Raw genomic sequence first — 14,994 nt, forward strand, 5'->3', positions numbered from 1 at the left:
ACGGTGTGGTGCCCCTTCGAGGGGAGATCCGCTGAGTTTGCCGCGGCATGAGACAGGAGCGGTGATCGAGCGGCCACGGTTTGGCGTTGCGGCGGGCCCAAGGAAAGCGATGGGTGGTTCTCTGTAAAAAGAGAGTCATAGGTGCCTGTTGTCTGAAATACGCCGATTTATCGTGGTGCCTTCCCCATGCAGCTTCGCGTCGACCGGGAGGGAGGGCTGTGAGATCCGGACGACTGAGACTGCGTCCCCACTCCATCCGTACTCGTTACACCCTCACCGTGGGGGTCCTGGCCCTGATCGTCCTCACGGTGATCGGTGTCAGCCTGGACCTCGGTGCGCGCGGCCGGGTCCAGGACCGTGCGTTCGGTGAGACGCAGCGCGTCGGCATCGCCTGGATCTCGTCGATGCGGCCCGGCCGGATTCCCCAGCCCTACCCGGTCGATCACGTCGAGTTCCTCCAGCTCGTCGACTCCAAGGGGAGGGTGGAGGCGGCCACCCGCGCCGCGGCGAACAGGCCTCTCAGCGAGGTGCGGCCGTCGGTCCGCGACCGCGTCCGGTATCTCGCCGAGTGTCCGTCCGAGGGGCGCTGCCTTCTGGTCACGGCCATGCGGATCCTGCCGCAGGCGGCCGACGTGCTGTGGGCCGGCGAGCCGCATTTCCTGTACGCCGCGACCGTACAGCCGTGGATCCTGGCGGCGCACCGGCTGGAGTTCGGCATCCTCGCCGCGGTCCTGCTGGTCTCCGCCATCGCCGCCTGGACCACCTGGCTGGTGGTGGGCCGGACGCTGCGGCCCGTGACGGCCATCCGCGAGCAGGTACGCGAGGCGACCCGCAGCGACCTGCGGCTGAGGGTCCCCGAGCCGCCCGGCGACGACGAGATCGCCCAGCTCGCCCGCACCTCCAACCAGTACCTGGAGCGGCTGGAGGAAGCGGTGACCTACCAGCGCCGCTTCGCCTCCCTGGCCAGCCACGAGCTCAGGTCCCCGGTGGCCGCCCTGCGCACCCAGCTCGACGAGGCGCTCACCTACCCCGAGGATGTCGACCCGCGCGAGACCATCCGCACCGCGATGCGCACGACGGAGCGGTTCCAGGCGATCATCGACGAGCTGCTGGCCTACACCCGGCTCACGAACGCCTCCACGTCGCGCCCCGAGCCGCTCGACCTCACCGCGCTGGTGCGTGACGAGGTCGCCGCGCGGTCGCACGGCACCTCGGTGACCCTGCGCGCCACGGGCGGCCCGCTGCTCGTCGAGGGCGTGCGGCTGCACCTGATCGGCGTCGTGAACAACCTCCTGACCAACGCGCAGCGGCACGCCTGCTCCCGCGTCGAGGTCACGGTGGAGCGGGCAGGGGATCACGCCGTGCTGGCCGTCCAGGACGACGGCGACGGCATCGCCCCGCAGGACCGCGAGCGGGTCTTCGAACCCTTCGTCCGTCTCGCCGACGGGCGGCGCCGCGACCCCGGCGGCAGCGGCCTGGGCCTCGCAATCTGCCGCGAGACCGCCAAGGCCCACAACGGATCCCTCACGATCGAGGACGCCCGCGCGGGGCCCGGTTCGTGCTCCGCATCCCCGTGCTGTCCGGAGCCCAGGACGCCGGGACGGGGACGGCGCCCGCCCAGGCGGGCAGCACGACGGAGCGCCCCAGGACCCATGTCGCCACGTGACCGGCGCCCTCCTACCTACCCCCGAGGGTGCGTACGGTGACCTCCAGCCGGGAGGCGAGCTCGGCCACGCTCGTGCCGTACGTCTCGGCCACGGTGACGCCCTCGGGGCCGATGTGGAAGACGGCCAGGTCGGTGTAGACGCGGCTCACGCAGGCCAGCCCGGTGAGCGGGTAGGTGCATTCGGGGACGAGCTTGGGCGTGCCGTCCTTGGCGAACAGCGTCATCATGACGAACACCTGCTTGGCGCCGGTGGCCAGGTCCATGGCGCCGCCGACCGCGGGGATGGCGTCGGGAGCGCCGGTGTGCCAGTTGGCCAGGTCGCCGCGCTCGGAGACCTGGAAGGCGCCGAGCACGCACACGTCGAGGTGACCGCCGCGCATCATCGCGAACGAGTCGGCGTGGTGGAAATAGGAGGCGCCCGGCAACTCGGTGACGGGCATCTTGCCGGCGTTGGTCAGATCGGGGTCGATCTCGTCGCCGTGGGCGGCGGGTCCCATCCCGAGCATGCCGTTCTCGGTGTGCAGGACGACCCCGGAGCCGGCCGGGAGGTGGTCGGCGACCGTCGTCGGCTGGCCGATGCCGAGGTTGACGAAGGACCCGGGCGGGATGTCCCGGGCGACGAGGGCGGCGAGTTCGTCGCGGCCGAGCGGGCCGCGGCCGAGGTGTTCGACGGTCCTCACAGGGGTTTTCACAGTGGTTTTCACGACGTCGCCTCCGTCGCGCTCAGGTCCAGGATCCGGTCGACGTAGATGCAGGGGGTGACCACGGCCTCGGGGTCCAGCTCGCCGGTCTCGACCACGTGGTGCGCCTGCGCGATCGTCAGCGTCGCGGCGGTCGCCATGACCGGCCCGAAGTTGCGCGCGGTCTTGCGATAGACGAGGTTGCCCATCCGGTCGCCGACATGGGCGGCGATGAGGGCGACGTCCCCCTTGATCGGATACTCCAGCACGTAGTCGCGGCCGTCGATGGTGCGCGTCTCCTTGCCCTCGGCCAGCGGCGTGCCGACCCCGGTCGGGCAGTAGAAGGCGCCGATGCCGGCCCCGGCCGCACGCATGCGCTCGGCGAGGGTGCCCTGCGGGACGACCTCCAGCTCGATCTTGCCGGCCCGGTAGAGGCCGTCGAAGACCCACGAGTCGCTCTGGCGCGGGAACGAGCAGATCATCTTGCGCACCCGCCCGGCGGCCAGCAGCGCCGCCAGGCCGGTGTCGCCGTTGCCCGCGTTGTTGCTGACCACCGTCAGGTCCGTGGCCCCCTGCCGGATCAGCGCGTCGATGAGCCGTACGGGCATGCCGGCCATGCCGAAGCCGCCGATCAGCACGGTGGAGCCGTCCGCGATGCCCGCGACCGCCTCGGCGGGGTCGGTGAACACCGTGGTCATGACGCGCTCACGTTCTCGAGCACGACGGCCAGGCCCTGGCCGACGCCGATGCAGATGGCGGCAACGCCCCACCGCTCGCGCCGTTCGCGCAGCACGTGGGCGAGCGTGCCGAGCACGCGCCCGCCGGAGGCGCCCAGGGGATGGCCGATGGCGATGGCGCCGCCCCTGGTGTTGACGATCGCGGGGTCGACCTTCCAGGCGTCGAGGCACACCAGCGACTGCACGGCGAACGCCTCGTTCAGTTCGACGGCGCCGACGTCGTCCCAGCCGATGCCGGCCCGGCGCAACGCCTGGTTGGCCGCCTCGACCGGCGCGTACCCGAACATCTGCGGTTCGAGCGCCGTGGCGCCGCGACCCGCGACGCGGGCGATCGGGTCGCGCCGATCCGGTCGGCGGCGGCCCGCGAGCCGAGCACGACCGCCGAGGCGCCGTCGTTCAGCGGGGAGGCGTTGCCGGCCGTGATCGCGCCGTCGGGGCGGAAGGCCGGCTTGAGCCCGGCGAGGATCTCCGGCGTCGTGCCGGGCCTGATGCCCTCGTCCCGGGTGAGGTCGGCGCCCTCGACCGGGACGACCAGGTCGTCGTAGAAGCCGTCGTTCCAGGCCGCGTCGGCCAGCACGTGCGACCGCGCGGCGAAGGCGTCCTGCCGTTCGCGCGAGACACCGAACCTCTCGCCGAGCTGCTCGTTGGCCTCGCCGAGGGAAACCGTCCACTCCTTGGGCATGCGCGGGTTCACCAGCCGCCAGCCGAGCGTCGTGGAGACCGCGGTCACGTCCCCGGCGGGAAAGGCACGGGAGGGCTTGGGCAGCACCCAGGGAGCCCTCGTCATCGACTCCACGCCACCGGCGACGACGACGTCGGCGTCGCCGCTCTCGATGGTCCGCGAGCCGATCATGGCGGCGTCCAGGCTCGACCCGCACAGCCGGTTCACCGTGGTGGCCGGCACGGTCACCGGCAGCCCGGCCAGCAGCACGGCCATCCGGCCCACGTTGCGGTTGTCCTCGCCGGCGCCGTTGGCGTTGCCCCACACCACGTCGCCGATCTCCGCCGGATCCAGCCCCGGGAGCTTGGCCAGCACACCGCGCAGCGCGGTGGCCGCGAGGTCGTCCGGCCGGACACTCGCGAGCGCCCCGTTGAACCTGCCGAACGGCGTGCGCGCCGCGGCGTAGACGAAGGCCGAGCCCATCACGTTCCCTTCTTGTTCGCTATGCGAACGTGGGTTCATTTTGCGAACGCCACGAGCATAGTCCATGCCGTCGACCCGCGACCGGGGCGTCCTCGGGCGCACCGGCGGAGGCGAGGGCTCCGGACGGTAGCCGCCGGCGAGGAGCGACGCCCCAACGATCTCCAAGCGGTTCACAAGGGCGGCGCGTCAGGCTGGCGCGGTCGATGTGGTGACGACCCTTGAGAGAATCATCGTGAGGACAGCAAACGTGACCAGTAAGTTCGCCGCGGGCGTGGCCGTCGCCCTGACCGCGCTGATCGCCCAGCCGTCGGCCGCCCAGTCCGCCGAGGCCGCGACGACGTACAGCAGCCCGTGCCAGGGGATCCGCAACTGCATGGGAGAAATGCAGAGCGGTGAGGGGTGGATGATCGAGACCCCGCAGAAGAACTGGAAGCGGGTGATCTACCAGTTCAAGCACCTGAAGAAGAGCGAGAAGAGGGTGTGCGCCCACGAATACCCGCGTCTGACCATGTGGATCAACGACCCGAACGGCAAGCGCCACAAGACGGTCGTCATCAAGGCGTCCGGCAAGCTTCCCCGTCGCGCCTGCTTCTACTAGGAAACCGACGCCGGTCGGCCTAACCTGGGGGCGGTGTCGGTCGACGGTACGGCGGAATACGCCGATCTCGCGGGATTGCCTCCACTGGTCAGGCGTGCGGTCGAGGTGGCCCGGCAGGCGGGCTTCGCCCCTTCCTGCCGGCCTGAGCAGGGGCGGCTGCTGTACGCCCTGGCGGCCGGGGCCGAGATGATCGGGGAGACCGGCACCGGATGCGGCGTAGGCCTGGCATGGCTGGCCTCGGGCGCCCGGCCCGGGGCCCGGCTGGTCAGCGTCGAACGGGACGCACATCGAGCGTCCCTGGCCGCCCAGGTCTTCCTCGATCATCCGCAGGTCTCGGTGATCCGCGGTGACTGGCGGGAGATCTACCGGGACGGGCCGTATGACCTGCTGGTGCTCGACGGCGGCGGCCAGGGCAAGAGCGGCGAGCAGCCGGCTGATCCGCACCGGCTGCTCAATCCGGGAGGCACGCTGGTCATCGACGACCTGACCCCGGCTCGGCACTGGCCGCCGCGGTTCGACGGCACCGTCGACCAGGCGCGGATGCACTGGCTCGGCCACCCAGGACTGGACGCGGCCGAACTTCGCCTCGCGCCGGATCTGGCCGCGCTCGTGGCCACTCGCCGGTTCGCCGAGACGTCCGGCACGGCGGATTGCTGAACCGGGTCGCGCAGCGCGACCCTTCCCTCCGGGTCAGGGCTTCGTGGCGGTGACGGGCTCGGGGACGTCGTGACCGGCCGTACGGCCCGCCGGGCGTGCGGGGAGCGCCATGGTCACTGCGGCGGCGACGAGGGCGGCGGCGCAGCCGATCAGCATCCCGGCGCGGAAGCCGCCCTCCGACGCAGCACGTGTCCGCCCAGCCGGATGGTCATCTGCGACAGGACGACGCCGACCACCGCGGCCGAGACCGTGGTGCCGATGGAGCGCATCAGCGTGTTGAAGCTGTTGGCGGCGGCGGTCTCGGAACGGGGGACCGCACCCATGATCAGGGCGGGCATCGCCCCGTAGGCCAGGCCGACACCGATGTTGCAGACGCAGGTGACGATCAGCAGGCCCCAGGTGGAGCCCAGCAGGACCGTCGAGGAGCCGTATCCGAGCGCCATGACCAGGCTGCCGGCGATCAGGGTGACCTTGGGGCCGCGAGCGGCCGACAGACGGGCGCCCAGCGGCGAGACGGCCATCATCACCAGGCCTGAAGGGGCCATCCACAGGCCGGCCGCCAGCATCGACTGGCCCAGCCCGTAGCCGGTGGCCGCGGGGAGTTGCAGGATCTGCATCACGATCAGCGCCTGGGCGTACATCGAGAAACCGACCACGATCGAGGCGAGGTTGGTCAGCAGCACCTGCCGCCGCGCGGTGACGCGCAGGTCGACCAGCGGGTCCCTGACGCGCAGCTCCCACCAGCCCCACAGCAGCAGTACGACCAAAGCGGCGGCGAGCAGGCCGAGCGTGGTGCCGCTCGCCCAGCCCCAGTCGGCGCCCTTGGAGACGCCCAGCAGCAGGCACACCAGCCCGGCGCCCAGGCCGAGCACACCGGCGGCGTCGATCCGGCCGGAAGCCCGGGCGGGTGTGGCCGGGACCAGCAGCCAGATCAGCACCGCGACCAGCACGCTCAGCACGGCCGAACCCCAGAACAGCGCCCGCCAGCTCGCGTACTCGGCGACCGCCGCCGCGATCGGCAGGCCGAGTGCGCCGCCGATCCCCATGGACGAGCTCAGCAACGCGATGGAGGGACCCAGCCGCTCGGGCGGCAGCAGGTCGCGCAGGGCGCTGATGCCCAGGGGGATCATGCCCATGCCCATGCCCTGCAGGCCCCTTCCGATGATCATCGGGGTCAGGGAGCCCGCGATCGCGCAGACGACGCAGCCCGCGATCAGCGGCACCGAGCAGACCAGCATCATGCGGCGCTTGCCGTACAGGTCGCCGAGCCGGCCGGTGACCGGAGTGGTGACCGCTCCCGCGAGCAGCGTGACGGTGATCACCCATGAGGCGTTCGACGCGGTGGTGTGCAGCAGGTTCGGCAGCTCGCCGACCAGTGGCACCACCAACGTCTGCATGAGCGACGCGACGATGCCGGCCACCGCCATCACGCTGACGATGCCGCCGGGGCGAGCGGCGGACGTGGAGCCTCCCACGTGGGTCTCCCTCGAATCGATGGTCAAAACGATGTGCACCCTACACATCATGTGTTAAAGGCACAATTCGTGTAGGGTGCACACATCTGGACGAGAAGGAACCGGCATGGACAAGCCCACGCACCTCATCGAGTTCGAGACCATGCTGCTCGGACGGCACCGGCAGCTCGACCGCAGTGCCTACCTGCTCCTCAGCCGCATCCACATGACGGGTCCGATGTCCATCGGACAGCTCAGCGACGCCTTCGGGCTGGACGTGTCCACCCTCAACCGGCACACCTCGGCCCTGCTGCGCGCCGGGCTGGTGGAACGCATCCCGGACCCCGACGGCGGCATCGCCCGGAAGTTCCGGCTGACCGAGGAGGGCGAGCGGTGGCTCGGTGAGGAGCGCGAGAAGAACATCCTCGGCCTGGAGAAGGTGCTGGCCGACTGGACGGCCGAGGACGTCGCGGCCTTCGCCGCCTACCTGAGACGGTTCAACACCGACATCGAAAGTCTCGCCGGACGGCCCTGGCCCCGACCCTGAGCCGCGGACTCGCCGGCACCGGTCTCACTCGGCGCGGAAGCCGGACAGCTCCTCGACCGCCGCGTCCAATGAGGTGTCCACGCCGTCGTCGACCAGCTTCCGGTACGCCGGGTCGCCCGCCGCCGCGAGACGCCGGATGCCGTCGGCGGAGGCGCCGACCCGCCGGCGGACCGTCTCGACGAACCGCCCGGCCGGGCCGTCCCAGCCGTAGGCGTCGAGGAACAGCCGCAGCCTCCGGGGCCGCTCGGCGAACGCGGTGAACCCCTCCGCCGCCGCGACATGGCGGGCGTGCAGCGGCACCCAGGAGAAGGCGGTGAAGGCGAGGTCCCACTCCGGCGCGACAGGACCGGCGAAGTCCCAGTCGAAGAAACCGACGAGGCGCCCGTCGGCCCACGCCGCGTTGTACGGCGCCGCGTCGTTGTGGCCGACGACCAGGCCGGGCCGCCAGGTCCCTCCCTCGCGCCAGACCGCGTCCGGCGGAGGGGCGAAGCTGGACACCGCGGTGTGGAAGTCGCGCAGCCAGCCGCCCACCTGGCGGAGCGCGTCGTCACTGTGCACCCACGCGGGCCACGGCCGCGTGGTGCCGAGCACCTCTCCCGGCAGGTACGACAGGACCTCCCGGCCCTGGTCGTCGAACCCTCGTGCACGCGGGGCCCCTTCGAACCCCACGTCCTCCAGATACCGCAGCAGCGCGTGCACGGCGGGCGTCCACGGGCCGGGGACACGGCGGACCGTGTCGCCGACCCGGACCGCCCCATTCGTGTTCCCGCCTGGAAGAGGTCGCTCCTGGATCATGTCTACTCCGTGTATCCCTCCGCACCTGACAGCCCCGGCGCGGCGAACGAGCGGCAGGCCCGGGCGGGCGGCAGTGTACTGCCGCGCCGTCCGCGCGGGACCGGAGAGAGCGAGGATGCCTGTCCGCCTGGCTCGGCCCTTTGCCTGGATGTACAGCCGCCCGTGCTCGGCCCACCGATGTCTCCGTACGACCTGCTCGATGTCGTCGGGCACCCTCTTGCGCAGGTCCTTGGCGGCGGAGTTCGAGGTCGGGGGCTGATCAGCACGCGCTCGACGGCCCCGCTCCATCAGCTGTACGGACGGCACGAGGTGAACGACGGCCCCCTTCGGCAGACTGAGACAAATCCGAACACTTTCGCAGACATCGTCGCGACGGCGCGGATTTCCGTCGGGCCGTGAGTCGTCGGAGCATGCGGCCGGCGCCACATCGGGAAAGATCGCCTACCGGGAAAGTCCGTTCAGACGAAGATCGGATCCACTACGCTCTGCCCGTCTGAAACCGGGAGGATACGGAATGCCCCTCATCTATGGCGGGTTCGGTCTGGTTCTGCTCGCCTTATGGATCTTCTGCCTGTTCGACGTGATCGTCGCGGCGGAGGAGGACTGCCGCAACCTGCCCAAGGGGTTGTGGATCCTGATCGTCCTGTTCCTCCCCGAGGTCGGGTCGATCCTGTGGCTGGTCGCGGGCCGGCCGCAGACCATGACGCGGCCCGGCGGGCTGCCGTACAAGGGCAACACCGGGCGCTTCCCCGAGTACGACCGGCCGGGCCGGTTCGTCCCCTCCAACCCCGATGATGACGAGGAGTTCCTCCGCCGCTGCCGGGAGCGGGCCGAGGAACAGCGCCGCGCCTACCGCGAGCAGCAGCGTCAGGCGGAGAAGAACCAGGACCAGTAGTGGCGGGCACCCGGGCGAGCCTGATCCGGCGCGACGCCAGCGAGGCGCAGCCGAGCATGGACCGGTCCCAGGGCATCGCGACGTCCGCGGGAACGAGACTTTGACTCCGATGCTCGTCGCCCCCGAACCCGCTCGTGGCGCTCCTGCCGCGCGGGTTCTTGCCAGCGCTTCGCTGAATTCGCTGGGGCGTCCTCGGGCCGTCATCTTCCGGCTCGTGGGGCCGCCGTCGATAGTGCTCACGTGGCCTCCTGCGGGTCTGCTTCGAAGGGTGATGGGCTGCGGTGGCGCGTGACTGCGGTGCGGCGTAGGCGCCGTCGACGCAGTGGGGTGGTCTGCCCGTGCTCGTCGCGGGCGATGACGTCGGCCGCCTTCTCTCCCCGGCCGCCGACGTGTCTGGCGTTCATGCCGTCGCGCAGCTCCCTGGACCAGCAATGCGGCGGCGATGACCACGACGAACAGCGCCGCGATCCATCCGGCGCGTCATCGGGTGGCGTTCTCCGCCGTCTCCGGTCGCGGGATTCACGCTGCCGAGACCTGGCGAGAGTCGTCCCGGTAGGACTGAGCTATTCGTCCCGGTACCGGCCCTGCCGTTCTGCAGAGCCGTCAACCGCTGGTAGGGGACGGCGCGCGCACGTACCCTGAGTGGGGCGGTGGTCCTTGCCCGCGCTCCTGGGGTTCGCGAATGAGGTGACCCGGCGATGGAACATCGATCAAGCAGCGACGTGCCCGACCGGAACGAGATCGCGGAGTTGCGGGCTCGGGCTGATGCCGGCGACCAGAACGCGGCAGGGCGGTTGGGGGAGTTGCTTGCCAGGAGCGGCGATCCGGAAGGCGCACTGCGGGTGTGGGCTCGAGCCTACGGCGGCTCCTCGCCCACGACGAAGCGGTTGGCTGAGTTGAAGGCCGAGGACGGCGATCTGCAAGGCGCGGTGTCGACGTGGCAGGTTTCTGACGCTGTGCGGCAGAACCGGGAAGGTCTTCATCAGGAGTACCTGGACACCCTGGATGCCTACGAACGGCTCGAAGACGATGACCCCGAGGATTGGGCGTTCATAGAGGAGGAGGAGTTGACCCGGCTGCTGGCCGAGCGGGGTGACGAGGCGGCGATCGCGAAGCTGCGGGCCCAGGCCGACGCCGGCGACTCCGCCGCGGCGATACTGCTGGCCAGGTGCGAAGAACGCTACCGCCGCGGACAGAACGCGACGGCGCGGTCCCCAAGCCCCCTTGGGGAGTGACCTTCGATCGGTGGGAAGACCTCGCCCGGCGTTTGGGCGCGGCGGCATGTCGCGGCTTCCTTCTTACATGTGTCCGGCTTCCCGATCCCGCCCACGGTCGCGGGAACGAGGGCCGCCGGACGCGGATGAGCCCTGGCCGCATGACCAGGGCTCGCGCGTCCGCCGCCGCGTCACACCTCCATGAGCCGGGACAGCCGGACGATCGCGCCGGCCGCGAGGTCCACGACCACCGGGCCGGACGCCGCCGGCCGTACGCTGCCGTCGTCCCGCGTGAGCGTGACGGACACGGCGACCTTCCGGTCGAACGTCGAGCGGTCGGCGACCAGCGGTTGCACCAGGGTGACCTCGAGCGTGGGCGCGTCCGCGGGGAGGACGGCCCGCGCGACCTCGATGCCGGACACCGCGAAGACCAGCCCCACGCCGGCGATGCCCGCGGCCCGCAGGTCCACGTCCCGCCGGATCAGGACGGCCGTGTGCAGGTTCTCCAGGTAGACGTTGCGGACGACCAGCTGGGCGGGGTCCGCAGCGTCGAGCAGCGCCTGCGGCACGACGGCCCCGTCCCGGACGGCGGCGGGCAGCGCGACGTCCCCGTGGGCGGGCACGTGCGCCGGCGGGTCGAGCGGGACACGCTCCCATCCTCCGACCGCCGGCCGCACCCAGAGAGCCGTCACCGTGGCCGCCGTGTCGGCGTCGTTGCGCAGGCCGGTCGCGGTGACCCGTACCGGCCCGCCCGGGTACGGGCCGGCCAGCTCGTCCACGTCCAGGTGCACGGTGGTCGCGATCGAGGTGGAGGAGTCGCCGGTGTCGAAGACGACCTGCGAGACCGCGTCGCCGCCGCGCAACTGGGTGACCGCCACGACAGCGTCGTCGTAGTCCACGTGCAGCGCCAGACGGATCGCGTCGTCGTCCAGGACGGCGCGCAGGCCGCCCTCCAATGTGCTCGACCGCACCGACACCCCGGTCGACCCCACCGAGGGGGACGTCGGGAGCAGCACGCGGACGTCGCGCCCGCCGGCGTCCGCGCGCAGCAGCGACTCCAGCTCGGTGAGCTCGGCCGCCGACAGATCGGGCACGCACCGGGCCTGCAGCCGGCACGGCAGGCCCGCGTCCACGGTGGCGTCGAACACCTGCAGCCACTCCAGCTGGGGGCGGCCGGCCACGTCGCGGGCCACGCGGTAGTGGGCGGGCACGACGAGGTACGTGGCCGGCTGCTGGAGCGACTCCCACACCGAGTACCGGTGGTCGCGGTCCAGGCGCGGAGCCGGCGCGAACCGCCGGGCCGGGACGCGGCCGAGCTGGAAGGCGTCCTGGCAGCCGACGATCACGGGCTCTCCGCCCCCGACGTCCTGCCGGTACAGGCCTGGGTTGTCCCGGCACGGCACCAGCAGCGGCAGGCGGTGCGAGCGGGTCACGGACACGCCCATGTCGATGGTGAACGACGGAGGGTCCGTGGCGAACCCGTCGGGGTCGAGCCCGCCCGATCCCGTGGTCCCGGTGAGGATCCCGCCGCGCCGCCCGCCGAGGTCGTCGCGGAGCACCAGGCGCCGACCGGCGCGCGGCAGGGGGAGCGGCACGCGGGCGAGGGTCAGCGGGGCCGAGAGGTCCTGCGCCGGCGCCTCCACCTGTGCCTCCACCTGTGCCTCCAACCGGGCCTCGGCCGGCGACGCCGCCAGCAAGGCCGGCCCCGCCACCGCCGAGTCCGCGAGCGACGCTTCCACCGCGCCCGGCGCCGCCGCGGAGGTGCCCGTGAGCGCCGACTCCGTGAACGGCGGCGACACTTGGCTCAGCCGGGCGGCGCCCCGCCCGGCGATCGTGAGCTCGCCGGGGACGCGGACCTCGGTGGTCACCACGTCCGACCAGTTCGGATGCTCGTCGGGGATCGGGTGCTCCACGCGCAGCGGCTCCTCGAACGGCCATCCCCGTACCGGCACGACCTCGAGAGGGCCTGGCCTGTCGTGGTTCACCACGGAGGTGGCCCACGCGGCGAGCGTCTCCTGCACGCCGACGAAGCTCGTGCTGACGATCACCCCCGCCCCGTCGTCCGGCTGGAAGCCCGGCGTGCTCAGCGCGCCGTACGCGGCCCTGGCCACGGCTCCGCTGATCTCGGCCCGGCAGTGGACGACGTCGTCGCGCCGGTCCACGTCGACCGGGAGCTCGGTGGAGGCCGGCCGGCCGGTGTCGGCGTCCACGAACGGGATGCGCAGCCGTACGTTGACGTCCGTCCACGGGACGGGCCGGGCGCCGGCGGGCGGCGGGGGGAAGCGCGAGCACGGCGGTGACCGTCGCGCTGAGAACGGGTGATCCCTCGTCGTCGTGACCGGTGACGCGGAACAGGAACCGGAACGTGCCCTCGGAGGCGGGCACGAGCTCCGGCGCGGGCGCCCACCAGGGCGAGCCCAGCTGCGAGTCCGGCAGCAGGGGCTCGCTCCGGTCGGCCGCTCCGACGCGGGGGCCCGGCTCGTCGGCCGGGACTCCTGGCGTGTTCATCCCGGTCAGTCCTGGCTCACGACGGTGACGCCGGGAGCGGTCTTCTTCGGCACTCGCACGGACAGGTCGCCGCTGCCCTCGCCGTCCGTCCAGGGCCCGATCCACTCGTCCCCATCCTCGAACAGCGTGCCCTTGATGATCACGCGCGCCCGGTACCGGTACGCCGGGGGCCGTCCCGGCTGTCCCGTGTAGAGGGCGAACCGGCGTTCCTTGTAGTTCTCCCCGGTGTCGGCCATGGTGAAAGTGAACGTCACGATCGGGCGCTCGCCGCCGTCGGGGCCCTCGCCCTTGGGCTGCACCTGCACCTCGACGATCTGGTTGCTCGCCGTCAGGTCCCGGTTGATGGAGATCGGGGCGAGCACGAGCGCGCCGGCGTTGTCGGCGCGCACGGCGACGTTCAGGCTGTCGGTGAGCGTGCCGAACGGGCCCGGGTCGAGGTCCACCTCGTTGGCCTCGACGATGATCCGGGAGAACCGGTCGTCGAGGGCGGACGGCGCCTCGTCGAACTGGATGGTGCGCCGGACGAACACCTTGTCCGGACGCCACCCCTCCGGCGCGCCGGCGACCTCCTCCGCCTTCTTCTGAGTCTGCCGGGCGAAGAAGACCTCGCTGGTCGCGCCGCTGGCGTAGACGAGGGTCGGCGAGGAGGCGGGGGCGAGCGGGGTGGTCTCCCCGACGGGGGCGCCCTCGCCGTGCACGTCGGTCGTCGCGTCGACCTCCTGCGGGCGCGGCGGCGGCAGGAAGTCGTGGGCGGACCACGCGATCTCGCCGTTCACGCTCGGGTAGCCGATCTGGACGCTGGCGAACTTCACCGGGTCGCCGCTCACGCCGTGGTCCGGGTCGGGCCACTTGATGACGGGCCGGCAGACCGTGGTGATCTTGCGCTCCCAGTTGTCCAGGTACAGCGTGCGCATGTAGCGGCTCTTGAGCTCCGGGTGGGCGGCCAGCAGGTCGGCCACGCCGTCCACGTTGCCGCCCATCGTGCTCGGCTGCGCGTACATCTCGTCGACCTCGAAGGTGAAGGAGTTGGCGATCTCCACCCGATCGTGGCGGAAGTTGAGGTTGAACCCCGCGCCGAAGCCCCAGCCGAAGAGGTTGAGCAGCCCGCCGGGCTTGGGCGGGCCCGGGTCCTGGACCTCCGGCATCGGCTGGAAGATCACTTGCTTCGCCTGCTCCAGCCACATCGCCACGAGCATGTCGATGTACTTGGTGACCATCGCCTCCTTGTTGTCCGCGCCGGGAATGGTCCGGTCCATCTCCAGCTCGACCTTGATGTCGCCGTTCATCCGCAGCGTGTTCCAGGTGGCCTTGAGGTCGCCCGAGCTCCACCACCAGCTGGCGTTGGCCTGCGCCGTGAAGTGGCTGAACACCCGCTCCCAGTCGGCGGTCATGTGCAGCCGCGTGATCGGCGCCCACAGCGGCAGTGTGAGGTCGGCCGTCACCCCGATGGGCACCTCGGTGCCCAGCAGTCCCTGCTCCACCTGCGCCGCCGCGAACGTGCCGAGGTTGACGACGAACGGGTGCTCGGCGGTGGGGATCAGGCTGCCGGTTCCGGCGCCCTGGGCGGTGACGAAGAACGGGTCGCCCGCGTTGCCGCCCTGCGTGCCGTCCTGGTCGGTGATCATAAGGCGCAGCGTGGAGCTCCTGATCGGGATCGGCCGGATGTCGGCGATCGTGGACCGGCCGGCCACGCCCGGCTTGACCTGCCAGAACCGGTCACGGCTGCCCTGCTGCATCCGTTCCAGGATCTGCTTGTGCGCGGCCTGCAGGACGCCCTCGGGCGGCGCGCCGGTCATCGCGAAGCTGAGCACCCCGCCCGAGGTCTCCCGGGTCTGCCCGGGGGCCACGCCGAGGTTCGTCTGGCCGTCCTGCACGCCGAGGAAATGCAGGAAGCTGAGCCTGAGGTCGCCGTTCGGCTTGCGCGCCAGGCGCATCCGCTCCGGCAGCCAGTAGAAGACGGGGTTGGCCCCCTGGGCCTGGAGCTCGTCGTTGTGCTTGTCGGGGAGGAAGACGAGGGAGTATTCGACGCCGGCGTCGTTGAGGGTGACGGTCTCGAAGCCGCCGGCCATGATCGGTCCTGCTGGGTTCACCATCGCTGG

Annotated in this window: 14 protein-coding genes and 1 pseudogene; 6 read left to right on the forward strand and 9 right to left on the reverse strand. The window is 71.6% G+C overall.

Translation table 11 applies throughout. The features are described from left to right. Positions 1-278 precede the first annotated feature (278 nt). Positions 279-1,706, forward strand: a complete 1,428-nt coding sequence (locus B1L11_RS03170; protein WP_079313008.1) for a cell wall metabolism sensor histidine kinase WalK — start codon at positions 279-281, stop codon at positions 1,704-1,706. On the opposite strand, the gene B1L11_RS03175 is transcribed toward B1L11_RS03170, so the two are convergent. From B1L11_RS03175 to B1L11_RS03185, 3 genes and pseudogenes are all read right to left on the reverse strand, one after another. Beyond that, complete coding sequence (locus B1L11_RS03175) at positions 1,678-2,346, reverse strand: 3-oxoacid CoA-transferase subunit B (protein WP_218670868.1); 669 nt, start codon at positions 2,344-2,346, stop codon at positions 1,678-1,680. The genes B1L11_RS03170 and B1L11_RS03175 overlap by 29 nt on opposite strands. 20 nt (positions 2,347-2,366) lie before the next feature. Then, positions 2,367-3,044 carry a 3-oxoacid CoA-transferase subunit A gene (locus tag B1L11_RS03180; protein ID WP_079313012.1) on the reverse strand — a complete coding sequence of 226 codons (678 nt, stop codon included), beginning with the start codon at positions 3,042-3,044 and terminating at the stop codon, positions 2,367-2,369. Beyond that, positions 3,041-4,227: pseudogene (locus tag B1L11_RS03185) on the reverse strand (acetyl-CoA C-acyltransferase). Before B1L11_RS03185 ends, B1L11_RS03180 begins: the two are co-directional and overlap by 4 nt. A gap of 247 nt (positions 4,228-4,474) precedes the next feature. Between B1L11_RS03185 and B1L11_RS03190 the strand changes: the two are divergent. Both B1L11_RS03190 and B1L11_RS03195 read left to right on the forward strand, forming a co-directional pair. Continuing rightward, on the forward strand, positions 4,475-4,825 hold the full coding sequence (locus tag B1L11_RS03190; protein ID WP_079313014.1) for a hypothetical protein: 351 nt from the start codon (positions 4,475-4,477) through the stop codon (positions 4,823-4,825). Between the two features lie 33 nt (positions 4,826-4,858). Continuing rightward, positions 4,859-5,482 (forward strand): O-methyltransferase, encoded by a 624-nt coding sequence (locus B1L11_RS03195; protein ID WP_079313016.1) that lies wholly within the window; start codon positions 4,859-4,861, stop codon positions 5,480-5,482. A 33-nt stretch (positions 5,483-5,515) separates the two neighbouring features. Here the strand turns inward: B1L11_RS03195 and B1L11_RS49650 are convergent, their stop codons facing one another. Together B1L11_RS49650 and B1L11_RS03200 are read right to left on the reverse strand one after the other, a co-directional pair. Then, positions 5,516-5,638: a hypothetical protein gene (locus tag B1L11_RS49650; RefSeq protein ID WP_256862178.1), complete on the reverse strand. Its 123-nt coding sequence runs from the start codon at positions 5,636-5,638 to the stop codon at positions 5,516-5,518. Continuing rightward, a complete protein-coding gene (locus tag B1L11_RS03200; RefSeq protein ID WP_256862179.1) occupies positions 5,632-6,957 on the reverse strand; it encodes an MFS transporter in 1,326 nt (441 codons plus the stop codon). Before B1L11_RS03200 ends, B1L11_RS49650 begins: the two co-directional genes overlap by 7 nt. A gap of 106 nt (positions 6,958-7,063) precedes the next feature. Here B1L11_RS03200 and B1L11_RS03205 point away from each other — a divergent pair, with 106 nt between their 5' ends. Further along, the gene (locus B1L11_RS03205) at positions 7,064-7,483 is read left to right on the forward strand and encodes a MarR family winged helix-turn-helix transcriptional regulator (RefSeq protein WP_079313018.1); all 420 of its coding nucleotides are present in this window, start codon (positions 7,064-7,066) and stop codon (positions 7,481-7,483) included. 24 nt (positions 7,484-7,507) lie between these two features. Here the strand turns inward: B1L11_RS03205 and B1L11_RS03210 are convergent, their stop codons facing one another. Then, entirely contained in the window at positions 7,508-8,278 is a 771-nt protein-coding gene (locus B1L11_RS03210; protein WP_218670869.1) for a phosphotransferase, read from the reverse strand. A 514-nt stretch (positions 8,279-8,792) separates the two neighbouring features. Between B1L11_RS03210 and B1L11_RS03215 the strand changes: the two genes are divergently transcribed. Further along, positions 8,793-9,173 carry a PLDc N-terminal domain-containing protein gene (locus tag B1L11_RS03215; RefSeq protein WP_079313020.1) on the forward strand — a complete coding sequence of 127 codons (381 nt, stop codon included), beginning with the start codon at positions 8,793-8,795 and terminating at the stop codon, positions 9,171-9,173. Between the two features lie 236 nt (positions 9,174-9,409). On the opposite strand, the gene B1L11_RS46430 is transcribed toward B1L11_RS03215, so the two are convergent. Beyond that, complete coding sequence (locus tag B1L11_RS46430) at positions 9,410-9,577, reverse strand: hypothetical protein (protein ID WP_179154950.1); 168 nt, start codon at positions 9,575-9,577, stop codon at positions 9,410-9,412. A gap of 294 nt (positions 9,578-9,871) precedes the next feature. On the opposite strand from B1L11_RS46430, the gene B1L11_RS03220 reads away from it, so the two are divergent. Further along, entirely contained in the window at positions 9,872-10,408 is a 537-nt protein-coding gene (locus tag B1L11_RS03220; RefSeq protein WP_143736854.1) for a hypothetical protein, read from the forward strand. A 170-nt stretch (positions 10,409-10,578) separates the two neighbouring features. Here B1L11_RS03220 and B1L11_RS03225 read toward each other — a convergent pair whose 3' ends face one another. After that, positions 10,579-12,597, reverse strand: coding sequence for a hypothetical protein (locus tag B1L11_RS03225; RefSeq protein ID WP_079313024.1), 2,019 nt, complete (start codon positions 12,595-12,597; stop codon positions 10,579-10,581). Positions 12,598-12,900: 303 nt separating this feature from the next. Then, entirely contained in the window at positions 12,901-14,988 is a 2,088-nt protein-coding gene (locus tag B1L11_RS03230) for a hypothetical protein (RefSeq protein WP_143736856.1), read from the reverse strand. Positions 14,989-14,994 lie beyond the last annotated feature (6 nt).

Source organism: Microbispora sp. GKU 823 (assembly GCF_002027145.1).
GTDB lineage: Bacteria > Actinomycetota > Actinomycetes > Streptosporangiales > Streptosporangiaceae > Microbispora > Microbispora siamensis.